Below are 22,069 nucleotides of genomic sequence, written 5' to 3'. Positions count from 1 at the left end.
TTATTTGTTATACAACTCAACGATTAGTTGTTCTTTAATATTTTCTGGAATCTGAAGTCTTTGAGGCACAGAAACGAAAGTACCTTCTTTAGTATCATTATTCCATGTAATCCACTCATAAACTTGAGAAGAACTTGCTAAAGAACGCTCGATAGCTTCAAGAGATTTTGATTTTTCACGTACTGCAACTTTATCACCAGCTTTTAAGTGGTAAGAAGGTACATTAACAAGTTCACCGTTAACAGTGATATGTCTGTGAGATACAATTTGACGAGCTGCTCTACGAGAAGGCGCAACACCCATTCTGTAAACTACGTTATCTAAACGAGCTTCACATAATTGTAATAAGATTTCACCTGTTACTCCAGAAGCAGCAGATGCTTTTTTGAATAAGTTTCTGAATTGTTTTTCAAGAATTCCGTAAGTGTACTTCGCTTTTTGCTTTTCCATTAACTGAACTGCATATTCAGATTTTTTACCTCTCTTTTTAGCTAAACCATGTTGCCCTGGAGGGTAATTTCTTTTTTCGAAGGCTTTGTCTTCTCCGAATATTGCTTCGCCAAATTTACGAGCAATCTTAGTTTTTGGACCAGTATATCTTGCCATTTTAAAAAATTAAAAAAGGTAGGAATTATGAATTCAGGTCTTATATCCTTCGATAATTTTAAACCTACCTGTGTTATACTTAAATTATACTCTTCTTCTTTTCGGAGGACGACATCCGTTGTGAGGCATTGGAGTTACATCAATGATTTCTGTAACTTCAACTCCAGAATTGTGAATAGATCTGATTGCAGATTCTCTTCCGTTTCCTGGTCCTTTCACATAAACTTTTACTTTCTTTAGTCCAGCTTCAAGAGCTACTTTACTACAATCTTCTGCTGCCATTTGAGCTGCATAAGGAGTATTCTTTTTAGAACCTCTAAAGCCCATTTTACCAGCTGAAGACCAAGAAATAACTTCACCTTTCTTGTTTGTTAACGAGATGATGATGTTGTTAAAAGTAGCATTAATATGTGCTTCTCCCGAAGATTCAACGATAACTTTACGTTTTTTTGCTGTTGCTTTAGCCATATTATTACTTATTATTTAGTTGCTTTTTTCTTGTTAGCAACAGTTTTTCTCTTACCTTTTCTAGTTCTAGAGTTGTTTTTAGTTCTTTGACCTCTTAATGGAAGTCCAGCTCTGTGACGAATTCCTCTTTGACATCCGATATCCATTAAACGTTTGATGTTTAATTGAACTTCTGAACGCAATTCTCCTTCAATTTTGAAATAAGATACCGCTTCACGAATTGCTCCGATCTCGTCATCATTCCAATCTTGAACTTTCTTGTCTTCGCTCACTTGAGCTTTAGCTAATATATCTTTAGCTCTGCTTCTACCAATACCAAATATGTATGTTAAAGCAATGATTCCTCTTTTTTGTTTAGGTATATCTACCCCTGCAATTCTTGCCATAATTATCCTTGTCTTTGTTTAAATCTAGGATTCTTTTTGTTAATAACGTATAATCTTCCTTTTCTACGTACAATAATGCACTCGGCACTTCTCTTTTTAACTGATGCTCTTACTTTCATTTTAATAGCTTTAGTATCTATAAGTAATTCTTGCTTTAGACAAATCATAAGGGCTCATTTCAAGTTTAACCTTGTCGCCTGGTAACAATTTAATGTAATGCATACGCATTTTACCAGAGATATGAGCAATTACAATATGTCCGTTTTCTAACTCTACACGAAACATAGCATTTGATAATGCTTCAATGATTGTTCCGTCTTGTTCTATTGCTGATTGTTTTGCCATAAAAATTAAGCTACTGCTTTTCTATTTTTACCACTTTTCATCAAACCATCATAGTGTTTATTCAATAAATAAGAATTTATTTGCTGAATAGTGTCTATTGCAACTCCAACCATGATTAGTAAAGAAGTACCACCATAAAAATAACCCCAAGCACCTTGAACTCCAAGTAAACTTACTGCAACAGCTGGGAACACAGCCACTAAAGCAAGAAATAATGATCCTGGAAAAGTGATTAATGACATAATTTTATCTAGGTAATCTCCAGTTTCAACACCTGGCTTAACACCTGGTATAAAACCTCCGCTTCTTTTTAAATCATCTGCCATCTTATTAGTTGGTACAGTAATTGCGGTGTAAAAGTACGTAAAAATTACGATTAACAAAGCAAAAACAATATTATATACTAAACCGAATGGATCGTTGAACATTCCTGCAATAGAAAGTGCAGTATCTGATTCTTTAGCCAAACCAGAAACAGCAGCAGGAATAAACATAATAGCTTGCGCAAAAATGATCGGCATAACACCTGATGCATTTAACTTTAATGGGATAAACTGTCTGTTACCACCCATCATGTCTTCTTCAAAATCCCCAGAAACTGTACGTCTTGCATACTGTACTGGAATTTTTCTTACAGCCATTACTAATAAAATACATGCAATTATTACTAAGAACCAAAGTATTAATTCGATTACGATCATCATAACACCTCCATTTGCTTGAGAAGTTCTAGATGAAAATTCTTGAATAAATGCTTGTGGCATTCTTGCAATAATACCTACCATTATCAATAAAGAAATACCATTACCGATACCTTTATCGGTAATTTTTTCTCCTAACCACATTGCAAAAATAGTTCCAGTTACTAAGATTAGCACTGAAGAGAAGATAAATGTAGGTCCAGTTAGCATAAATGCTTCACCTGGTAAAGTTCTATACAAGTTATAAATATAACCAGGACCTTGAACTAAAGTAATTAAGATTGTTAACCATCTTGTAATTTGGTTAATTTTCTTTCTACCACTTTCACCGTCTTTTTGTAATTTTTGTAAATATGGCACCGCAATTCCCATTAATTGAACTACGATAGAAGCTGATATGTATGGCATGATACCTAATGCAAATACAGAAGCTTGCGAAAACGCACCTCCTGTAAATACATTAATTAACCATCCAATACCTTCATCAGTTTGGTTTGTAAGATTTGTCAATTTAGTAGCATCAATCCCCGGAAGGGTTACTTGAGCACCGAAACGGTACACTAATAATAATCCAAGAGTTAATAAAATACGATTTTTTAACTCTTCGATTTTCCAAACGTTGATGAATGAATCTATAAATTTCTTCATTTTACTAAAGGATTATAAAGTTACAGCTTCTCCACCAGCAGCCTCGATAGCCGCTTTTGCAGATGCAGTAAATTTGTGAGCACTTACTTTAAGTTTTGTTTTTAGCTCACCTCTTCCTAAAATCTTTACTAAGCTATTTTTTGTAGCCAAACGAGTATCTACAAACACAGTAAAATCTACTGTATCGGTAACTACACCGTTATCTACTAATAATTGTAACGAATCAAGATTGATACCTTGATATTCTACTCTATTAATGTTCTTGAAACCAAACTTAGGTACACGTCTTTGAAGTGGCATTTGACCACCTTCAAAACCAATTTTCTTAGAATAACCAGAACGAGATTTTGCTCCTTTGTGTCCACGTGCAGCGGTACCACCTTTTCCAGAACCTTCTCCTCTACCTACTCTTTTATTTTGATTGTGCGTAGAACCTTCAGCTGGTTGTAAGTTACTTAAATTCATAACTGTATAGTGTTATTTAGTTTCTTCTACAGAAACTAAGTGTTTAACTTTATTTACCATTCCAAGGATAGCAGGATTTGCATCATGCTCAACAACTTGTCCCATTTTACGAAGACCTAAAGCTTCCAAAGTTCTCTTTTGATCAAGAGGACAATTGATTTTACTTCTTACTTGTTTTACTTTTAATTTTGCCATGATTTCCTGTTGATTAACCTTTGAATACTTTTTCTAAAGATACTCCTCTTTGTTTAGCTACCGTTAAAGCGCTTCTCATTTGTAATAAAGCATCAAAAGTTGCTTTTACTACGTTATGAGGGTTTGAAGAACCTTGTGATTTAGATAATACATCATGAATACCTACTGATTCCAATACGGCACGAACCGCACCACCAGCAATTACTCCAGTACCATGAGAAGCAGGCATTAAAAATACTCTTGCTCCACCAAATTTACCTTTTTGTTCATGAGGAACAGATTGTCCCTGTAAAGGAATTCTAACTAAGTTTTTCTTAGCATCTTCCACCGCTTTAGCGATTGCTTCAGAAACATCTTTAGATTTTCCTAATCCATGACCAACTACACCGTTTTCATCACCAACTACTACGATAGCAGAGAAACCAAATGCTCTACCTCCTTTAGTAACTTTAGTAACACGATTTACACTCACCAAACGATCTTTTAATTCAAGACCTCCTGGTTTTACAATCTCTACGTTTTTATAATTATGATACATAATTTCTTAGAATTTAAGTCCAGCTTCTCTAGCTCCTTCAGCTAATGATTTCACACGTCCATGGTATAAATACCCACCTCTATCAAAAGAGATTGTTGAAATACCTGCTTTAAGTGCTTTTTCAGCAACTAATTTACCAACTGCTTTTGCAGTTTCAACAGCAGTTCCTTGAGCAACTTCTTTATCTCTCGATGAAGCAGCAACTAAAGTTGTACCGTTTACGTCATCTATGATTTGCGCATAGATTTCTTTATTACTTCTGAATACAGAAAGTCTTGGTTGAGCAGCAGTTCCGCTTACAATCTTTCTGATTCTGAACTTAATTCTTTGTCTTCTTTCAGATTTCGTTAATGACATAGTCTTAATTTTTAAGCTGATTTACCTGCTTTTCTTCTTAGTTCTTCTCCTACAAACTTAACTCCTTTTCCTTTATATGGCTCAGGTTTGCGGAAACCTCTGATCTTCGCAGCTACTTGACCTAATAATTGTTTGTCGAATGATGATAATTTCACTATCGGATTTTTACCTTTTTCTGATACTGTTTCAACAGTAACTTCACTTACAACATCTAAAACAATGTTATGAGAGAATCCTAAAGCTAAATCAAGTTTTTGACCTTGATTAGAAGCTCTGTATCCAACTCCAACTAATTCTAATTGTTTTGTAAAGCCTTCAGAAACACCAACAATCATATTGTTGATTAATGAACGATAAAGTCCGTGTTTCGCTCTCTCATCTTTATGATCTGATGAACGCTCAACGATAACTTGGTTATCTTCGATTTTAACGGTTACATCAGAAAATTCTTGAGTAAGCTCGCCTAATTTTCCTTTTACTGTAACTACAGCTTCTTTAACCTCTACAGTTACTCCTGCTGGAATTGCAATTGGATTTTTACCTATTCTTGACATTGTCTCGTCTTTTTATTAATATACGTAACAAATAACTTCGCCACCAACATTTAATTGCTTAGCTTGTTTTCCTGTCATCAAACCTTTTGATGTAGAAACAATAGCAATACCTAAACCATTTAAGATTCTAGGTAAGTCAGATGAACCTGCATATTTACGTAAACCTGGTTTACTAATTCTTTGGATATCTTTGATAACTGACTCTTTCGTGTCTTTATCATATTTAAGTGCAATTTTGATTGAACCCTGAACAGAGTTGTCTTCGAACTTGTAACTTAAGATATATCCTTGATCGAATAAAATCTTTGTGATTTCTTTTTTCATGTTAGATGCTGGAATTTCAACCACTTTGTGGTTAGCTCTCACTGCATTTCTAACTCTCGTAAGATAATCGGCAATTGGATCTGTATACATATGTATAGAATTGCGGCTATGGTTTTCAATCCGCCCTCAGCGGATTGAACCTTTAACCAATTAAACTTTTTTATTGGATTGCAAAAGTAATAACTTTTTTCGAGATTACCAAGATGCTTTTTTAACACCTGGAATTAATCCTTGATTAGCCATTTCACGGAATGTTACACGTGAAAGACCAAACTGACGCATATACCCTCTTGGTCTACCTGTTAATTTACAACGATTGTGTACTCTAACTGGACAAGAATTTTTTGGTAATTTTTGTAATCCTTCGAAATCTCCAGCTTCTTTCAAAGCTTTTCTTTTCTCAGCATACTTTTCTACTAATGCAATTCTTTTCACCTCACGGGCTTTCATTGATTCTTTAGCCATGTCTTAATTCTTTTTAAAAGGTAATCCTAATTCCGCTAATAATGCTTTTGCTTCTTTATCTGTTTCTGCAGAAGTTACGAAGGTAATATCAAATCCTGAGATTTTGTTTACTTTATCAATATCAATTTCTGGGAAAATGATTTGTTCAAGTACACCTAAGTTATAGTTACCTCTTCCGTCAAATCCAGTAGATTTAATTCCGCTGAAATCTCTAACACGTGGTAAAGATGAAGTAATCAATCTATCTAAGAATTCATACATTCTTTCTCCACGTAAAGTTACTTTAGCACCAATTGGCATACCTTTTCTCAATTTGAAAGACGCAACGTCTTTTTTAGAAATAGTAGCAACTGCTTTTTGCCCAGTAATTTTTGTCATTTCTTCAACAGCGTAGTCTACTAACTTTTTGTCAGATACTGCTGCACCAACTCCACGGCTTACAACGATTTTTTCAAGTTTAGGAACTTGCATTACGTTTTTGTAACCGAATTCTTCTGTAAGAGCAGCAATTACTCTGCTCTTATATTCTTCTTTTAGTCTAGGAATATATGCCATAACTATAGTACTTGATTAGATTTTTTTGAAAATCTCACTTTCTTGTCTCCTTCTTGTTTGAAACCAACTTTAGTTGCTTCTTTTGACTTTGGGTCAATTAAAGACAAGTTAGACACATGGATAGGAGCTTCTTTCTTAACGATTCCTCCTTGAGGGTTTTTTGCACTTGGTTTTGTATGTTTCGAAACCATGTTAACTCCTTCAACAATCGCTTTGTTTTTCTCACGAAGAACACGTACAATTTTACCTTCAGAACCTTTGTGGTCTCCAGCAATAACTCTTACGATATCTCCTGATTTTATTTTTAGCTTTATCATTTGTATAAGAATTAAAGCACTTCTGGTGCTAATGATACAATTTTCATGAATTGTTTTTCACGAAGTTCTCTGGCAACTGGACCAAAAACACGAGTTCCTCTCATTTCTCCTGCAGCGTTTAACAATACACATGCGTTATCGTCAAAACGGATGTAAGATCCATCAGCTCTTCTCACTTCTTTTTTGGTACGTACAACCACTGCAGTTGATACCGCTCCTTTTTTAACGTTTCCGTTTGGAGTTGCATCTTTAATTGAAACTACAATTTTGTCACCAACAGAGGCATAACGACGTTTCGTTCCTCCTAAAACACGGATAGTTAAAACTTCTTTAGCTCCCGTATTATCTGCTACTTTTAATCTTGACTCTTGTTGTACCATAATTACTTAGCTCTTTCAATGATTTCAACTAATCTCCAACATTTTGATTTAGATAAAGGTCTTGTTTCCATGATCTTTACTGTATCTCCAATGTTACAATCGTTTGTTTCGTCGTGTGCAACGTATTTTTTAGTTTTTAACACGAACTTACCGTATAATGGGTGTTTCACTTTTGTAGTTTGTGACACAACAATAGATTTCTCCATTTTGTTTGAAGTCACCACACCTATTCTCTCTTTTCTTAAATTTCTTTTTTCCATCTTTCAGCTAGTCTACAATTATTGTAACTCTCTTTTAGTTAACTCTGTATGTAATCTCGCAACTGATCTTCTTAAACCTCTTAATTGAAGAGGATTTTGGATTGGCGAAATTGCATGAGCATTTTTTAGGTCGGTATACGTTTTCTTTAACTGACTAAGTTGTTCTTGTAACTCAGCTGCAGATAGATTTTTAATTTCTGATTGTTTCATAATAAATTTTGATTATGCTTCGAAATCTCTAGCAACGATAAACTTAGTTTTAACAGGAAGTTTTTGAGCTGCTAAGCGTAAAGCTTCTTTTGCAACTGATAGAGGAACTCCTCCAACTTCAAACATAATTTTACCAGGTTTAACAACTGCAGCCCAATACTCAACTGCACCTTTACCTTTACCCATACGTACTTCTAATGGTTTCTTTGTAATAGGTTTATCTGGAAATATTTTGATCCATAATTGACCTTCTCTTTTCATGAAACGTGTTGCTGCAATACGAGCTGCTTCAATTTGACGAGAAGTAATAAATGAAGAATCTAAAGATTTGATACCAAACATTCCATTTGAAAGCTCGTGTCCTCTTTGAGAAACGCCTTTCATTCTACCTTTCTGTACCTTACGGTATTTTGTTCTTTTAGGCTGTAACATTTTTCTTTAGTTTAAATAATTACTTTCTTTTGCGTGCGTTTGGCTTATTTCCATCTCTTTTTGGAGCAGAAGACCCTGAAGGCTTAGACTTTTGTTTGTCCATTCCTACTAACGGAGAAAGATCTCTTTTTCCATAAACCTCACCTTTCATTATCCATACTTTGATACCCATTCTACCATAAGTAGTATGTGCTTCACCTAATGAATAATCAATATCAGCTCTGAAAGTTGATAAAGGAATTCTACCTTCTTTGAAGTTTTCTGAACGTGCCATTTCAGCTCCATTCAAACGACCAGAAATTTGTACTTTGATACCTTCTGCGTTCATACGCATTGCAGCAGCAATAGCCATTTTAATTGCACGTCTGTAAGAAATTCTACTTTCAATTTGACGAGCGATACTTGTAGCTACTAAATAAGCATCAAGTTCAGGTCTTTTAATTTCAAAGATGTTGATTTGAACTTCTTTGTCAGTAATTTTCTTAAGTTCTTCTTTTAACTTGTCTACCTCTTGACCACCTTTTCCGATAATGATACCAGGTCTAGCAGTAGTGATAGTAACGGTTACAAGTTTTAAAGTTCTCTCGATAATTATTTTTGATACACTTGCTTTAGATAAACGAGCATGGATATACTTTCTGATTTTATAATCTTCAGCGATTTTATCACCGTAATCATTTCCACCATACCAGTTTGAGTCCCATCCTCTGATGATACCAAGTCTATTTCCTATTGGATTTGTCTTTTGTCCCATACTGTTTATTAATTGCTTTGTGTGTTATTATTTGATCCTAACACGATTGTTACGTGGTTAGAACGTTTTCTAATTCTGTGTGCACGACCTTGTGGTGCTGGACGAAGTCTTTTTAACATCATTCCTCCATCAACTGTAATCGTTTTTACAAATAAGCCTGCTTCTTCTAAATTAGCATCTTCGTTTTTCTGTACATAATTGTTTATGGCAGATAACAACAATTTCTCTAATTTTCTTGAAGCTTCTTTTTGACTAAATCTTAAAATATTAAGAGCTAGTTCAACTTTCTGACCTCTTACTAAATCTGCAACTAAACGCATTTTTCTAGGTGAAGTTGGACAGTTATTTAATTTAGCAAATGCAATAGACTTGTTAGCCTCTTTTCTTGCATCCGCAACTTCTCTTTTACGAACTCCCATTGCTTCTTATTTTTTACCTTTATTTTTAGCCCCAGCATGACCTCTAAAAGATCTTGTTGGTGAAAACTCTCCTAATTTGTGTCCTACCATGTTTTCTGTAACGTAAACTGGTACAAACTGACGACCATTGTGAACTGCGATAGTTTGTCCAACAAAATCTGGAGTAATCATAGATGCTCTAGACCAAGTCTTAACAACACCTTTATTACCACCTGCGATATTTTCTTGAACTTTCTTCTCTAATTTAAAGTGAACAAATGGTCCTTTTTTTAATGAACGTGCCATGTCTATCTAATTATTTCTTTCTACGTTCTACAATATACTTATTACTCGGGTTAACTTTAGAACGAGTTCTATAACCTTTAGCAGGTAAACCTTTTCTTGAACGTGGATGACCTCCAGATGAACGTCCTTCACCACCTCCCATAGGGTGATCAACTGGGTTCATTGCTACTGGTCTTGTTCTTGGTCTTCTACCTAACCATCTTGATCTACCAGCTTTACCTGATACGATTAATTGGTGATCAGAGTTAGAAACTGCTCCAATAGTAGCTGAACAAGTTAACAAGATTAATCTTGTTTCTCCTGAAGGCATTTTAATTGTTGCATATTTTCCATCTCTTGCCATCAACTGAGCGAAAGTTCCTGCAGAACGAGCGATTACAGCTCCTTGACCTGGTCTTAATTCGATACACGAAATAACAGTTCCTAGAGGAATTTTACTTAAAGGCATTGCATTTCCAATTTCTGGAGATGCATCTGGACCTGAAACTACAGTTTGTCCAACTTGTAATCCATTTTGCGCAATGATGTAAGTTTTAGCCCCATCAGCATAAAATAATAATGAAATAAAAGCTGAACGATTTGGATCATACTCGATAGTTTTAACTGTAGCTGGAATTCCAACTTTAGTTCTTTTAAAATCGATAATACGATACTTTTGTTTGTGACCACCGCCTGTGTAACGCATGGTCATTTTTCCTTGACTATTTCTACCTCCAGAGTTTTTTTTCGGTGCGATCAATGAACGCTCCGGCTTATCAGTTGTAATAGTGTCAAAGCTATTAACAACTCTAAATCGCTGACCTGGGGTAATAGGTTTTAATTTTCTAACTGACATTTTCTATTAGATATTAGTATAAAAATCTATTGTTTCTCCCTCTTGAACTTGTACAATTGCTTTTTTGTAAGCATTTGTTTTCCCACTGATTAAACCACTTTTAGTATATTTAACACTTCTATCAGCTCTATAGTTCATTGTATTAACTGCAACTACATTCACACCAAAAGCTGCTTCAATAGCATTTTTGATCTGAATTTTGTTAGCAGTTTTTGCAACTACAAAACCAAAACGGTTAAAAATTTCACCATCTTTAGTTATTTTCTCAGTTATAATAGGCTTAATTATGATACTCATAATCTTATTATTTACTTAAATTAGCTTCAATTCCGTCTACAGCACCTTCTAAAAGAACTAAACTTTTTGCATTTAAAATTGCATAAGTACTTAATTCTGAAGTAGTTACAACGCTAGACGCTTTTAAATTGCGTGACGACAAATATACATTTTTATTTGAATCGCCCAACACAAATAAAGATTTTTTATTATCTAACCCTAAAGACTTCAATACGTTAATGAAATTTTTAGTGCTTGGTGTGTCAAATGTAAAATCTTCAACTACTACTAAATTTGACTCATTTACTTTTAAAGATAAAGCCGATTTACGAGCTAATCTTTTTAAGTTTTTGTTCAATTTGAATGAGTAGCTTCTTGGTCTTGGTCCAAAAACTGTACCTCCACCTTTAAACAAAGGATTTTTTGCAGATCCTGCACGAGCAGTACCAGTTCCTTTTTGTTTTTTAATTTTACGAGTACTTCCTGCAACTTCAGCTCTTTCTTTAGCTTTGTGGTTTCCTTGTCTTTGATTAGCCAAATATTGCTTTACATCTAAATATACAGCATGTTTGTTTGGCTCGATTGCGAAAACTGAATCAGAAAGTTGAACTTTTCTTCCAGTTTCTTTTCCGTTGATATCTAAAACTTTTACTTCCATTACTTCTGAATGATTACATAAGAGTTTTTGTGACCTGGAACACAACCTTTTATTACTAAAAGATTTTTCTCACCTACCACTTTTAAAACTCTAAGGTTTTGTACTGTTACATTATCTCCTCCCATTCTTCCAGCCATACGCATTCCTTTGAATACTCTAGATGGATAAGATGACGCTCCTACAGATCCCGGTGCTCTTAAACGGTTGTGTTGACCGTGTGTCGCTTGTCCAACACCGCCAAAACCATGACGTTTAACAACCCCTTGGAATCCTTTTCCTTTAGAAACTCCTAATACATCAACAAATTCACCTTCAGCGAATAAGTCAACGGCGATTACATCGCCTAATTTGTACTCCTGTTCAAAACCTTTGAATTCAACGACTTTTTTCTTTGCAGCTGTTCCCGCTTTCTTAAAGTGACCTAACTCAGCTTTAATAGAACGTTTTTCAGCTTTGTCATCGAAACCTAACTGAATAGCAGAATATCCGTCTACTTCATTGGTTCTGACTTGGGTAACAACGCATGGACCACACTCGATTACAGTACAAGGAATATTTTTCCCGTTCTCATCAAAAATGCTAGTCATGCCAATTTTTCTTCCGATTAACCCAGACATATTAAACTAATTAATTAATTAAACTCTTATTTATACAACAAATAGTATTTGCACACTACTCATTTTGAGGGTGCAAATATATAAATTATTTTTTAATTATCGCAAAAATAAATAGTTAAGTGAAATTTCCTTCAAAAAAGGCAATTTCACTCACTAAATATGGTAAGAAAAAAACCGTAATGCTATTAACATTGACGGTTTTTTTATGGTTATTGCGATTGCAATCTAAATCAATTATACTTTGATTTCTACTTCAACACCACTAGGTAATTCTAATTTCATTAAAGCATCGATAGTTTTTGAAGAAGAACTATAGATATCTAATAGTCTCTTGTATGAACTTAATTCGAACTGCTCTCTTGATTTTTTGTTAACGTGTGGAGAACGTAATACAGTAAAAATCTTTTTGTGAGTTGGTAATGGAATTGGACCCGTTACTACTGCACCTGTACTTTTTACAGTTTTTACAATCTTCTCTGCTGATTTATCAACCAACATGTGATCGTAAGATTTTAATTTTATTCTGATTTTTTGACTCATTTTCTTAAAAATTAAGCGTTACCTTTTGCTTTTTTGATTACAGCTTCTGAAATATTAGAAGGTGTTTCTGCATAATGTGAAAACTCCATTGTTGATGTAGCTCTACCTGATGATAATGTTCTTAATGTTGTTACATAACCAAACATTTCTGATAAAGGCACATCTGCTTTGATAGTTTTAGCACCATTTCTGTCACCCATATCATTTACTTGACCTCTACGACGGTTCAAGTCACCTACGATATCACCCATATTTTCTTCTGGAGTAATAACTTCGATTTTCATGATTGGCTCAAGAATAACTGCACCAGCAGCACGACCTACTTCTTTATATCCCATTTTAGCTGCTAATTCGAAAGAAAGAGCATCAGAATCCACAGGGTGGAAAGATCCGTCTAATAAAGTTACTTTTAAACTATCTACCGCATATCCTGCTAAAGGACCTGCTTTCATAGCTTCTCTGAAACCTTTTTCAACAGCTGGAATATATTCTTTTGGTACGTTACCACCTTTAACTTCATTAACAAACTGTAATCCCATAGGAGCTTTACCGTCTACTAAATCAGCAGGTTCTAAACGGAATACGATATCACCAAATTTACCACGACCTCCAGATTGCTTTTTGTAAGTTTCTCTGTGTTGTGCTGATTTTGTGAACGCTTCTTTATATTCTACTTGTGGCTCACCTTGGTTAACCTCAACTTTAAACTCACGTTTCATACGATCTACAAGGATGTCTAAGTGTAACTCACCCATACCTGAAATAATCGTTTGACCTGAAGCCTCATCAGTTCTAACTGTAAACGTTGGATCTTCTTCAGCTAATTTAGCTAAAGCCATACCCATTTTATCTACGTCAGCTTTTGTTTTTGGCTCAATTGCGATACCAATTACAGGATCAGGGAATTTCATTGACTCAAGAATAATTGGGTGTTTTTCATCACACATTGTATCTCCAGTCTTGATATCTTTAAATCCTACAGCAGCTCCAATATCTCCAGCCTCAATATATTCGATTGGATTTTGTTTGTTAGCATGCATTTGGTAAATACGAGATATACGCTCTTTGTTTCCAGAACGAGTGTTCAAGATATAAGAACCTGCATCTAAACGACCTGAATAAGCACGGAAGAAAGCTAAACGACCAACATAAGGATCAGTAGCAATTTTAAATGCTAAAGCTGCGAACGGCTCTTTTGGATCAGGACGACGTAAAATTTTCTTTTGATCTTCTTCTAATAAATCAGCATCATCAGGGTGAATTCCTTCGATACCTTCTTTATCCATTGGAGATGGTAAGTATTTACATACTGCATCTAACATGAACTGAACACCTTTATTTTTGAAAGAAGAACCAGCAATCATAGGAATGATAGCCATATCAATTGTAGCAGCTCTTAAAGCTGTATTGATTTCATCCTCAGTAATAGAGTTTTCATCTTCCATGTATTTTTCCAACAAGTTTTCGTCGTAAGTAGCAATCTCTTCAATTAAAATTGAACGATACTCTTTTACTTCGTCAACCATATCAGCTGGAATAGGCACGATATCAAAAGTTGCCCCCTGAGTTTCGTCATGCCAAATAATAGCTTGGTTTTTAACTAAGTCAACAACTCCTTTAAAGTCATTTTCTTCACCAATTGGTAAAGTAATTGCAACAGCGTTAGATTTTAGCATGTCTCTAACTTGTTGACAAACATTTAAGAAGTTAGAACCTTGACGGTCCATTTTGTTTACGAATCCCATACGAGGAACTCTATATTGATCAGCTAATCTCCAGTTAGTTTCAGATTGAGGCTCAACACCATCAACTGCACTAAATAAAAATACTAAACCATCTAATACACGTAACGAACGGTTTACCTCAACTGTAAAGTCAACGTGTCCCGGAGTATCGATAATATTAAAGTGGTATGGTAATGTTTCTGGTAATGCCTTACCTTGCTCTGTTGGGAAATTCCATTCACAAGTTGTAGCAGCTGAAGTAATTGTAATACCCCTTTCTTGCTCTTGTGCCATCCAGTCCATTGTTGCAGCACCATCATGTACTTCACCAATTTTGTGTGATTTTCCTGTATAGAATAAGATACGCTCAGTTGTTGTTGTTTTACCAGCATCAATATGAGCAGCAATTCCAATATTTCTTGTATATTTTAAATCTCTAGCCATTTCTGTACGAATTAAAATCTAAAGTGAGAGAATGCTTTATTAGCATCTGCCATTTTGTGAGTATCCATTCTTTTCTTAACAGCAGCACCTTCTTCTTTAGCCGCAGCTAAAATTTCAGAAGCTAATTTTCCTGCCATTGATTTTTCGTTTCTTCTTCTTGCATAAAGAATCATCCATTTGATAGCATAAGAAATCTTTCTATCTGGACGAATTTGCATTGGAATTTGAAATGTAGCTCCACCCACTCTACGTGAACGAACTTCTACGTGAGGCATAACATTTGTTAATGCATCTTTCCAAATCTCTAAAGCAGATTTTTCTGCATCTTGCTTTTTAGTTTCAACGATTTCTAATGCATCATAGAAAACTTTAAAAGCTGTTGATTTTTTACCATCCCACATTAAGTTGTTTACAAAACGTGTTACTAACTGATCGTTAAATTTTGGATCTGGTAAAAGTGGTCTTTTTTTGGCCGCTCTTTTTCTCATGTCTTTTCTTTAAAAGATTTTAAATTACTTTTTCTTTCCAGTTGGTGCAGGTGCTTGTCCTGGTTTTGGACGTTTTGCTCCATACTTAGATCTACGTTGTGTTCTTCCTGCAACACCCGCAGTATCTAATGCTCCACGTACGATGTGGTAACGTACACCTGGTAAATCTTTTACTCTTCCACCTCTAACTAATACTATCGAGTGCTCTTGTAGATTGTGACCTTCTCCAGGAATGTATGCATTCACCTCGTTACCGTTTGTTAAACGAACCCTAGCTACCTTTCTCATTGCTGAGTTTGGTTTTTTAGGAGTTGTTGTGTAAACACGAGTACACACACCTCTTCTTTGAGGACAAGAATCTAAAGCAGCCGATTTACTCTTCTTAGTTATTTGGGTTCTCCCTGTTCTTACTAATTGTTGAATTGTTGGCATAATTAAATACTAAAAATTTTTACTGTTTAAAATTCCCGCTTTTTACGGGGTTGCAAATGTAGGAATTATTTTTTACTTTCCAAATCATAATTTATTAATTTTCAATGCAATTTGATTTTAGTAGTGATTTGATTTGTATTGAGTTACAAGAAAGAAAGACAAAAACTACCTAGCCCCGATGGAAGCAAACTACCATGTAGTGCGGACAGCGGGAACATGGACAACAAGAATTCACGAACCTTTCGCTACTACAAATAAAATTTATTTTACTTTTTTTCGTTTCTTTACTGCTATGAAATTACTCTTGGGTTTTATTCTGTTTTTTTGCTTCCAATTTTCATTGGGGCAAAACTTCTATTTAAAAATTACTGGAACATCTGAAAAAGAAAATAATACTATTGACAGCTTACAATACGAATCTAAACACGCTACAGTTGCGCTAATTTTAGAAGAACAAAAACGTTTTGAAAGCAAATTAACAAATCAAGGTTTTTTTGATTGGTTGTTGTTGGAACAAAAAAAGGTAAACGATAGCAGTTTTGTTTTTAAATACAGTTTAGGGAATTCGATAAAAAACAACAATATATATGTAGATAAACTTTCTGCCGAAGAAAAATCGCTATTACAATTAGAAAATGACACTTTGATTATCGCTACAAATGAAGTAGAGAATTTCATGAAAAGTAAAATTGCGTTGTTAGAAAAGAAAGGATATTCTCTAGCGAATTTGCAATTGACTAATCAGCGAAAAGTTGACAACAATTTATTTTCTGAATTGCAACTGAAACTCAATTCGAAAAGAAATATTACCGATATTGTTATTGTGGGTTACGATAAATTCCCTGCAGGAATTAAAAAAGCAATTACCAAAAAAGCAAAAAAAGCCACTTTTAATCAGGATAATTTAAAACAGATTAATGATGAGTTTGATAAATTGCAATTTGTGAGTCAGTTGAAATATCCTGAAATTTTATTTACAACCGATTCCACTAAAATTTTTGTGTATTTAGAAAAATCGAAACCCAATAAATTTGATGGTTTTATTGGGTTTTCAAATGATGATCAAAGTAAATTGACCTTTAACGGATATTTAGATTTGCAATTGCAGAACATTTTGAATTCGGGCGAAAAATTCAATTTGTATTGGAAAAACGATGGCAACAGACAAACTTCGTTTAATTTAGGAACCGAATTGCCTTATATTTTTAAAACTCCCATCGGAATTAAAGCCAATTTGAGAATTTTTAAACAAGATTCTACTTTTCAAAACACGATTACCGATTTGAATTTGGGTTACTATTTTGCTTACAACACTAAAACTTTTGTTGGTTACCAAAAAACCACTTCTGTTGATATTCAAAATACGAATTCATTTAGCTTGAATGATTTTACAAATACCTTTTTAACCTCGAGTTTTGAACATCTTGAATTAAATCCTGATAGTTTTATTTTTCCTGAAAAAGCAAAAGTTTTTGTAAAATTTGGAACAGGAAATAGAACGATTGAATCTCAAAAAACAAGTCAGTTTTTTACTCAATTGGATTTGAGTTACAATGTGAATTTGAATCCCAAAAATAGTATTCATCTAAGAAATCAAACTTTTTATTTACAAAGTGACGATTATGTAATTAACGAGCTGTTCCGATTTGGAGGCATCAATTCGATACGAGGTTTTAATGAAAACAGCTTACAAGCTAATGCTTATACCGGAATTATAGCGGAATATCGTTATTTAGTCGCTTCTAATTTATACTTACATTCCATAACCGATTTTGGCTATTTTCAAGACAAAACTTCTAATACAGAAGACCGATTATTAGGTTTGGGATTCGGATTTGGATTATTTACCAAAAATGGTCTTTTTAATTTGGTTTACGCTAACGGAAGCACTAGCGAACAAGCGATAAAACTTTCGAATTCAATTGTGCATATTAGTTTTAAAACGAATTTTTAAGAAGTACTTCGACCGCAGATTCGCAGATTGTAAAAAAAATTAAAATAACTATGAAAAATCCACGAATCTGTGGTTAAAACATAATAATTAAAATTCAAACTAAAATCCTATCTTTGCGCCATGGAAAAAGACAACCAAATATTCGGGATTAGAGCAATAATTGAAGCAATTAACGCTAAAAAGGAAATTGATAAAGTATTCGTTCAAAAAGATGCACAAGGCGACTTGATGCAAGATTTGATGAAAACAATGAAAAGAAACAACATCAACTTCTCCTACGTTCCTGTTGAAAAACTAAACCGATTAACTCCCAATAATCACCAAGGCGCGGTAGCAACCATTGCTCCTATTTCTTTTGTTTCATTAGAAACTTTAGTAGAAGGCGTTATTGAAACTGGTAAAAAACCTTTATTCCTAATTTTAGATCAATTGTCAGATGCACGTAACTTCGGTGCAATTATCAGAACTGCGGAATGTACGGGTGTTGACGGAATCATTATCCAAAAACAAGGTTCGGCTCCTGTGAATGGCGATACGGTTAAAACTTCAGCTGGTGCGGTTTTTAATGTGCCTATTTGCAAAGTAGACCACATTAAAGATGCGATTTTCTATTTGCAAGGTTCTGGAATTAAAACCGTTGCTGCAACTGAAAAAACAGACCAACACATTTACGACATCAACTTCAACGAAGGAGTTGCGATTATTATGGGCAGCGAAGACAGAGGTGTCAACCCTTCAGTATTGAAAATTGTAGATGAAAAAGCAAAATTACCTATGTTTGGCACAATCGAATCATTAAATGTTTCTGTGGCTTGCGGTGCATTTTTGTATGAGGCTTTGAGACAGAGAATGTAATAATTATACTCGATATACTTTTCTAAAAGCCTCCAAATAATGGTGGCTTTTTTTACTTCTTCCCTCCTAAAAACTCATAAACCACTTTCATAGAAGAATTGAAGTATTCTCTAATGACTTCTTCTGGTTTTGGTGGTGGATTAAAATTTCCTTTTTCGTCGAAATTTTTCATAAAGGGATCGAGTTCTGGATTAAAATCGGGTTTTTCCCATTCGTAGAAAATAGGTTTTGAAAATTGCGGTGTTTTTAGAACTAAAGCTAAAGCTAATCCAACTAAAAATCCTGCTAAATGTCCTTCCCACGAAATGCCTTCTTTTACATTTGGAAACATGTACCAAACGCTTCCTCCATATAAAATTACGATGGTGAATGACAAAGCTACTAATCGGTAATATTTGGTAAAAATACCTTTGAAGAAAATAAAACTCACTAAAGCATAGATTAATCCGCTCGCGCCAATGTGGTAACTTGGTCTTCCCAACAACCAAGTTCCTAATCCTGAAAATATAATTCCGAACAGCAAAACAACAAACGATTGTTCTTTGTAGAAATATCTTAAAATAGGCAACAACACCAATAAGGCAACCGAATTATTAGCCAAATGCTCGATATCGCCATGTAAAAAGGGACTAAATAGAATTCCTTTTAAACCAAAAACTTCTCTTGGATACACCCCAAAATGAGATAAGCTTTCGTGAAAATGTAATTCATACCAAAAAACCGACCATAAAGTCAATACAAAAAATAGCGGTAATAAAATGACCGCTTTTGTAAACTGAAAAGGATTATCGTGCTGTTTTTCCATATTGATTTGAATTCAAAGATAAAGCCAAAAATATTTCTATGCACATTTGTCATAAAATTGTAATTTTACGTCATGAATCAACCATTAGCCGAACGCATTCGCCCACAACAATTATCGGATTACATCAGCCAATTGCATTTAGTTGGCCCTGAGGGTTCTTTAACACAACAAATTGCCAAAGGATTAATTCCAAGTTTGATTTTATGGGGACCACCAGGAACTGGGAAAACTACCTTGGCGCAAATTATGGCGCAAGAGAGCAAACGTCCGTTTTACCAACTGAGTGCCATACATTCGGGTGTAAAAGACATTCGTGAAGTTATTGAAAAAGCGAAGCAAAGCAATGGTTTATTCACAGCTAAAAATCCGATTTTATTTATCGATGAGATTCATCGCTTTAGTAAATCGCAACAAGATTCTTTATTGGCAGCGGTGGAAAAAGGCTGGGTAACTTTGATTGGTGCAACGACTGAAAATCCGAGTTTTGAGGTTATTCCCGCTTTATTGTCAAGATGTCAGGTATATGTGTTGAATGCATTTACCAAAGACGATTTGGAAGCGTTGTTATATCGCGCGATGAAAACTGATATTCAGCTACAAAATAAAGACATTCAGTTAAAAGAAACCGAAGCATTGTTAAGACTTTCGGGTGGCGATGGAAGAAAATTATTGAATATTTTCGAATTGGTCATTAATGCTACAGAAAGCGACACCATTGAAATTACGAATGAAAAAGTAATGCAATTGGTGCAAAAAAATACGGTGTTGTATGACAAAACAGGCGAACAACATTATGATATTGTTTCAGCTTTCATCAAATCCATTCGTGGAAGTGACCCAAATGGCGCTGTTTATTGGTTAGCTAGAATGATTGAAGGTGGCGAAGATGTAAAATTTATTGCAAGAAGAATGCTAATTTTAGCCAGTGAAGATATTGGAAATGCCAATCCAACAGCGTTTATCATGGCAAATAATGCATTTCAAGCGGTGGCAACTATTGGCTATCCTGAAAGTCGTATTATTTTGAGTCAATGTGCTATTTATTTAGCAACTTCGGCAAAAAGCAACGCCAGTTATATGGCAATTGGTAAAGCGCAACAAATGGTAAAACAAACTGGTGATTTACCTGTTCCAATTCACTTAAGAAATGCACCAACGAAATTAATGAAAGAGTTAGGTTACGGTGAAGAATACAAATACTCGCACGATTTTCCCAACAACTTTGCCGAACAAGAATTTTTACCTACTGAAATTTCTGAAACTAAATTCTTTGAACCCGGCGAAAATGCTCGTGAGAAAGAATTACGTCAGTTTTTAAAGAATCGTTGGAAGGATAAATATGGGTATTAAGTCTTAAAACTTAACCTCCACTTTTTCTGAAAATAATTTATCTCCTTCGTAATATTCAAAAAACCAACCACTACTCTTCTTCATTAAAACACCTGATTTTGAATCTTTCTGAGCTATGAAAATATTGTCTGCAGAAGTTTTCTTTAAAATAAAAATGGTTTCTGGCTTATCGTTCACTAGTTTATAACCATTAACTATTGGAATTGCAAATAAAGTATTTATGTCTTCTGAATTAGAAATATTTTCGTTTTTAGAAACTACAACTACTTCTTTTGGAGTTTCCACTACTTCTATTTTTTCTATTACATCTGTTTTTTTGAAATTTATTTTTTCATTAAGTGAAGACAAAGCTTGTCTAAAAGTTTGATTATAAGCCGTTTTTAATAATTTTTCTTTACTTGTAGCTGTTTCACTTTGCAATAATAAATTATCATTACAATCTTTGATTTCGAAATAAATCTTTGTCACGAACAAATTTTTATCTTTAATTGGCGAAGCATAAAGTGCTAAGCATCTATTCTGATACAAATCAGAAGGTAAAACATCACTATCATAAAAAACTTCAAATCCCTCTTTTTCAAAAAAAGCTTTTGTTAATTCATTCAATCCAAATTTATTTTCTTCCTTAAAAAAACTGAATTTTTTTGGTACGATAACATACTTGTAATTATCTTGAGCAAAAGAAAAAGAGTAAACAAACAAAACGAATAACAAAACTACTTTCTTCATAACTATAATATGTTTTTTAATTCTAACAAATGACTTACTTGTAAAACTGGATTTTCAACTTCGATATTTTGTTCATTGAAAAACACAGCTTCAATTCCTGCTTCTTGTGCACCAATAATATCGGCTTCATAACTATCGCCTATCATTAAACTTTCTTCTTTTGAAGCTTTTGCCAAAGATAAGGCAAAATCAAATATGTTGCGATGTGGTTTTTTAACTCCAGCCATTTCCGAATTGGTTATCGTTTCAAAATAATGATCAATATTAGAATTTTTCATTTTTTTAGTTTGCACCGAAGCAAAACCATTCGTTATAATATGCAATTGATATTTCGGCTTTAGATAATCCAATAACTCAATAGCGCCATCAAAAAGATGATTGTATTCGGGTAAATATTTGATGTATTCTTCGGATAAATGATGAATCATTTCATCTGAAACTTCAAAGTTTAATGCATCAAAAACGTCTTTCAAACGATAATAACGTAAATCGTCATGCGAGATCTGATTCACTTGGTACAATTTCCAATAATGGTGGTTTCTTGGAATGTAAATATTTAAAAAATCCGATAATTCAACATCAAATCCTTGCTGTTTGAAAATCGTGTCAAACGCAAATCCTGAATTTTTATCAAAATCCCAAAGCGTGTGATCTAAATCGAAAAAGAGATGTTTTTTATGTTGAAATGATTGCAATGC

General features: G+C 34.1%; 36 protein-coding genes. 3 read left to right on the top strand and 33 right to left on the bottom strand.

Features of this window, described 5'->3' with window-relative positions:
- From rpsD to rpsL, 30 genes are all read right to left on the bottom strand, one after another.
- Positions 1 to 606, bottom strand: a complete 606-nt coding sequence (gene rpsD, locus AAEO58_RS07595; protein ID WP_008254444.1) for a 30S ribosomal protein S4 — start codon at positions 604 to 606, stop codon at positions 1 to 3.
- 84 nt (positions 607 to 690) lie between these two features.
- Positions 691 to 1,074 (bottom strand): 30S ribosomal protein S11, encoded by a 384-nt coding sequence (gene rpsK, locus AAEO58_RS07590; protein WP_008254446.1) that lies wholly within the window; start codon positions 1,072 to 1,074, stop codon positions 691 to 693.
- A gap of 11 nt (positions 1,075 to 1,085) precedes the next feature.
- Positions 1,086 to 1,460, bottom strand: a complete 375-nt coding sequence (gene rpsM / locus AAEO58_RS07585; protein WP_026725625.1) for a 30S ribosomal protein S13 — start codon at positions 1,458 to 1,460, stop codon at positions 1,086 to 1,088.
- A 2-nt stretch (positions 1,461 to 1,462) separates the two neighbouring features.
- Positions 1,463 to 1,579, bottom strand: a complete 117-nt coding sequence (ykgO, locus tag AAEO58_RS07580; protein ID WP_002987490.1) for a type B 50S ribosomal protein L36 — start codon at positions 1,577 to 1,579, stop codon at positions 1,463 to 1,465.
- A gap of 10 nt (positions 1,580 to 1,589) precedes the next feature.
- Positions 1,590 to 1,805, bottom strand: coding sequence for a translation initiation factor IF-1 (gene infA / locus AAEO58_RS07575; RefSeq protein WP_008254466.1), 216 nt, complete (start codon positions 1,803 to 1,805; stop codon positions 1,590 to 1,592).
- 5 nt (positions 1,806 to 1,810) lie between these two features.
- A complete protein-coding gene (gene secY, locus AAEO58_RS07570; RefSeq protein WP_111566952.1) occupies positions 1,811 to 3,154 on the bottom strand; it encodes a preprotein translocase subunit SecY in 1,344 nt (447 codons plus the stop codon).
- 12 nt (positions 3,155 to 3,166) lie between these two features.
- Complete coding sequence (gene rplO / locus AAEO58_RS07565; RefSeq protein WP_133609614.1) at positions 3,167 to 3,619, bottom strand: 50S ribosomal protein L15; 453 nt, start codon at positions 3,617 to 3,619, stop codon at positions 3,167 to 3,169.
- 12 nt (positions 3,620 to 3,631) lie between these two features.
- Positions 3,632 to 3,814, bottom strand: coding sequence for a 50S ribosomal protein L30 (gene rpmD / locus AAEO58_RS07560; RefSeq protein ID WP_111566953.1), 183 nt, complete (start codon positions 3,812 to 3,814; stop codon positions 3,632 to 3,634).
- Positions 3,815 to 3,827: 13 nt separating this feature from the next.
- A complete protein-coding gene (gene rpsE / locus AAEO58_RS07555) occupies positions 3,828 to 4,352 on the bottom strand; it encodes a 30S ribosomal protein S5 (protein ID WP_341682874.1) in 525 nt (174 codons plus the stop codon).
- 6 nt (positions 4,353 to 4,358) lie between these two features.
- Positions 4,359 to 4,709 (bottom strand): 50S ribosomal protein L18, encoded by a 351-nt coding sequence (gene rplR, locus AAEO58_RS07550; protein WP_026725631.1) that lies wholly within the window; start codon positions 4,707 to 4,709, stop codon positions 4,359 to 4,361.
- Positions 4,710 to 4,720: 11 nt separating this feature from the next.
- Complete coding sequence (gene rplF, locus AAEO58_RS07545; RefSeq protein WP_008254472.1) at positions 4,721 to 5,263, bottom strand: 50S ribosomal protein L6; 543 nt, start codon at positions 5,261 to 5,263, stop codon at positions 4,721 to 4,723.
- A 15-nt stretch (positions 5,264 to 5,278) separates the two neighbouring features.
- Positions 5,279 to 5,677 carry a 30S ribosomal protein S8 gene (gene rpsH, locus AAEO58_RS07540; RefSeq protein WP_133609608.1) on the bottom strand — a complete coding sequence of 133 codons (399 nt, stop codon included), beginning with the start codon at positions 5,675 to 5,677 and terminating at the stop codon, positions 5,279 to 5,281.
- Between the two features lie 105 nt (positions 5,678 to 5,782).
- The gene (rpsN, locus tag AAEO58_RS07535; protein WP_133609606.1) at positions 5,783 to 6,052 is read right to left on the bottom strand and encodes a 30S ribosomal protein S14; all 270 of its coding nucleotides are present in this window, start codon (positions 6,050 to 6,052) and stop codon (positions 5,783 to 5,785) included.
- A 3-nt stretch (positions 6,053 to 6,055) separates the two neighbouring features.
- Positions 6,056 to 6,607 carry a 50S ribosomal protein L5 gene (rplE, locus tag AAEO58_RS07530; protein WP_133609604.1) on the bottom strand — a complete coding sequence of 184 codons (552 nt, stop codon included), beginning with the start codon at positions 6,605 to 6,607 and terminating at the stop codon, positions 6,056 to 6,058.
- A 2-nt stretch (positions 6,608 to 6,609) separates the two neighbouring features.
- Complete coding sequence (rplX, locus tag AAEO58_RS07525; protein WP_133609602.1) at positions 6,610 to 6,924, bottom strand: 50S ribosomal protein L24; 315 nt, start codon at positions 6,922 to 6,924, stop codon at positions 6,610 to 6,612.
- 11 nt (positions 6,925 to 6,935) lie between these two features.
- Positions 6,936 to 7,304, bottom strand: a complete 369-nt coding sequence (gene rplN, locus AAEO58_RS07520; protein WP_007803649.1) for a 50S ribosomal protein L14 — start codon at positions 7,302 to 7,304, stop codon at positions 6,936 to 6,938.
- Between the two features lie 2 nt (positions 7,305 to 7,306).
- Complete coding sequence (gene rpsQ, locus AAEO58_RS07515; protein ID WP_008254481.1) at positions 7,307 to 7,564, bottom strand: 30S ribosomal protein S17; 258 nt, start codon at positions 7,562 to 7,564, stop codon at positions 7,307 to 7,309.
- A gap of 18 nt (positions 7,565 to 7,582) precedes the next feature.
- Positions 7,583 to 7,774, bottom strand: coding sequence for a 50S ribosomal protein L29 (rpmC, locus tag AAEO58_RS07510; RefSeq protein ID WP_008254482.1), 192 nt, complete (start codon positions 7,772 to 7,774; stop codon positions 7,583 to 7,585).
- A gap of 12 nt (positions 7,775 to 7,786) precedes the next feature.
- Positions 7,787 to 8,206, bottom strand: a complete 420-nt coding sequence (gene rplP, locus AAEO58_RS07505) for a 50S ribosomal protein L16 (RefSeq protein WP_008254483.1) — start codon at positions 8,204 to 8,206, stop codon at positions 7,787 to 7,789.
- A 19-nt stretch (positions 8,207 to 8,225) separates the two neighbouring features.
- The gene (rpsC, locus tag AAEO58_RS07500) at positions 8,226 to 8,960 is read right to left on the bottom strand and encodes a 30S ribosomal protein S3 (protein ID WP_133609600.1); all 735 of its coding nucleotides are present in this window, start codon (positions 8,958 to 8,960) and stop codon (positions 8,226 to 8,228) included.
- Positions 8,961 to 8,968: 8 nt separating this feature from the next.
- Positions 8,969 to 9,379 carry a 50S ribosomal protein L22 gene (gene rplV, locus AAEO58_RS07495; protein ID WP_133609598.1) on the bottom strand — a complete coding sequence of 137 codons (411 nt, stop codon included), beginning with the start codon at positions 9,377 to 9,379 and terminating at the stop codon, positions 8,969 to 8,971.
- Positions 9,380 to 9,385: 6 nt separating this feature from the next.
- Positions 9,386 to 9,664 carry a 30S ribosomal protein S19 gene (gene rpsS, locus AAEO58_RS07490; RefSeq protein ID WP_008254487.1) on the bottom strand — a complete coding sequence of 93 codons (279 nt, stop codon included), beginning with the start codon at positions 9,662 to 9,664 and terminating at the stop codon, positions 9,386 to 9,388.
- Positions 9,665 to 9,674: 10 nt separating this feature from the next.
- Complete coding sequence (gene rplB / locus AAEO58_RS07485) at positions 9,675 to 10,499, bottom strand: 50S ribosomal protein L2 (RefSeq protein ID WP_133609595.1); 825 nt, start codon at positions 10,497 to 10,499, stop codon at positions 9,675 to 9,677.
- Positions 10,500 to 10,505: 6 nt separating this feature from the next.
- Positions 10,506 to 10,796, bottom strand: coding sequence for a 50S ribosomal protein L23 (rplW, locus tag AAEO58_RS07480; protein WP_133609593.1), 291 nt, complete (start codon positions 10,794 to 10,796; stop codon positions 10,506 to 10,508).
- Positions 10,797 to 10,803: 7 nt separating this feature from the next.
- The gene (gene rplD / locus AAEO58_RS07475; protein ID WP_008254492.1) at positions 10,804 to 11,433 is read right to left on the bottom strand and encodes a 50S ribosomal protein L4; all 630 of its coding nucleotides are present in this window, start codon (positions 11,431 to 11,433) and stop codon (positions 10,804 to 10,806) included.
- Complete coding sequence (rplC, locus tag AAEO58_RS07470; RefSeq protein WP_133609591.1) at positions 11,433 to 12,050, bottom strand: 50S ribosomal protein L3; 618 nt, start codon at positions 12,048 to 12,050, stop codon at positions 11,433 to 11,435. The genes rplD and rplC overlap by 1 nt, the downstream gene beginning before the upstream one ends.
- A gap of 234 nt (positions 12,051 to 12,284) precedes the next feature.
- On the bottom strand, positions 12,285 to 12,590 hold the full coding sequence (gene rpsJ / locus AAEO58_RS07465; protein WP_008254495.1) for a 30S ribosomal protein S10: 306 nt from the start codon (positions 12,588 to 12,590) through the stop codon (positions 12,285 to 12,287).
- 11 nt (positions 12,591 to 12,601) lie between these two features.
- Entirely contained in the window at positions 12,602 to 14,758 is a 2,157-nt protein-coding gene (gene fusA, locus AAEO58_RS07460) for an elongation factor G (RefSeq protein WP_341682873.1), read from the bottom strand.
- Positions 14,759 to 14,769: 11 nt separating this feature from the next.
- Positions 14,770 to 15,246 (bottom strand): 30S ribosomal protein S7, encoded by a 477-nt coding sequence (gene rpsG / locus AAEO58_RS07455; protein WP_073583337.1) that lies wholly within the window; start codon positions 15,244 to 15,246, stop codon positions 14,770 to 14,772.
- 24 nt (positions 15,247 to 15,270) lie between these two features.
- Positions 15,271 to 15,678 carry a 30S ribosomal protein S12 gene (gene rpsL / locus AAEO58_RS07450; RefSeq protein WP_026725646.1) on the bottom strand — a complete coding sequence of 136 codons (408 nt, stop codon included), beginning with the start codon at positions 15,676 to 15,678 and terminating at the stop codon, positions 15,271 to 15,273.
- Between the two features lie 178 nt (positions 15,679 to 15,856).
- On the opposite strand from rpsL, the gene AAEO58_RS07445 reads away from it, so the two are divergent.
- Both AAEO58_RS07445 and rlmB read left to right on the top strand, forming a co-directional pair.
- Positions 15,857 to 17,632: a BamA/TamA family outer membrane protein gene (locus AAEO58_RS07445; protein WP_341682872.1), complete on the top strand. Its 1,776-nt coding sequence runs from the start codon at positions 15,857 to 15,859 to the stop codon at positions 17,630 to 17,632.
- A 120-nt stretch (positions 17,633 to 17,752) separates the two neighbouring features.
- Positions 17,753 to 18,487, top strand: a complete 735-nt coding sequence (rlmB, locus tag AAEO58_RS07440) for a 23S rRNA (guanosine(2251)-2'-O)-methyltransferase RlmB (protein WP_341682871.1) — start codon at positions 17,753 to 17,755, stop codon at positions 18,485 to 18,487.
- A gap of 52 nt (positions 18,488 to 18,539) precedes the next feature.
- Here the strand turns inward: rlmB and AAEO58_RS07435 are convergent, their stop codons facing one another.
- Positions 18,540 to 19,292 (bottom strand): rhomboid family intramembrane serine protease, encoded by a 753-nt coding sequence (locus tag AAEO58_RS07435; RefSeq protein ID WP_341682870.1) that lies wholly within the window; start codon positions 19,290 to 19,292, stop codon positions 18,540 to 18,542.
- A gap of 72 nt (positions 19,293 to 19,364) precedes the next feature.
- Between AAEO58_RS07435 and AAEO58_RS07430 the strand changes: the two genes are divergently transcribed.
- Positions 19,365 to 20,642, top strand: a complete 1,278-nt coding sequence (locus AAEO58_RS07430; RefSeq protein WP_341682869.1) for a replication-associated recombination protein A — start codon at positions 19,365 to 19,367, stop codon at positions 20,640 to 20,642.
- Between the two features lie 3 nt (positions 20,643 to 20,645).
- Here AAEO58_RS07430 and AAEO58_RS07425 read toward each other — a convergent pair whose 3' ends face one another.
- The gene (locus AAEO58_RS07425; protein WP_341682868.1) at positions 20,646 to 21,371 is read right to left on the bottom strand and encodes a hypothetical protein; all 726 of its coding nucleotides are present in this window, start codon (positions 21,369 to 21,371) and stop codon (positions 20,646 to 20,648) included.
- 2 nt (positions 21,372 to 21,373) lie between these two features.
- A complete protein-coding gene (locus tag AAEO58_RS07420; protein WP_341682867.1) occupies positions 21,374 to 22,066 on the bottom strand; it encodes a YjjG family noncanonical pyrimidine nucleotidase in 693 nt (230 codons plus the stop codon).
- Between the last annotated feature and the right edge of the window lie 3 nt (positions 22,067 to 22,069).

The organism is Flavobacterium helocola (genome assembly GCF_038289885.1).
In the GTDB taxonomy this organism is placed as follows: domain Bacteria; phylum Bacteroidota; class Bacteroidia; order Flavobacteriales; family Flavobacteriaceae; genus Flavobacterium; species Flavobacterium cheniae.
The sequence above is the reverse complement of the archived record's forward strand: the minus strand, read 5'-3'. Positions and strand labels throughout refer to the sequence as shown.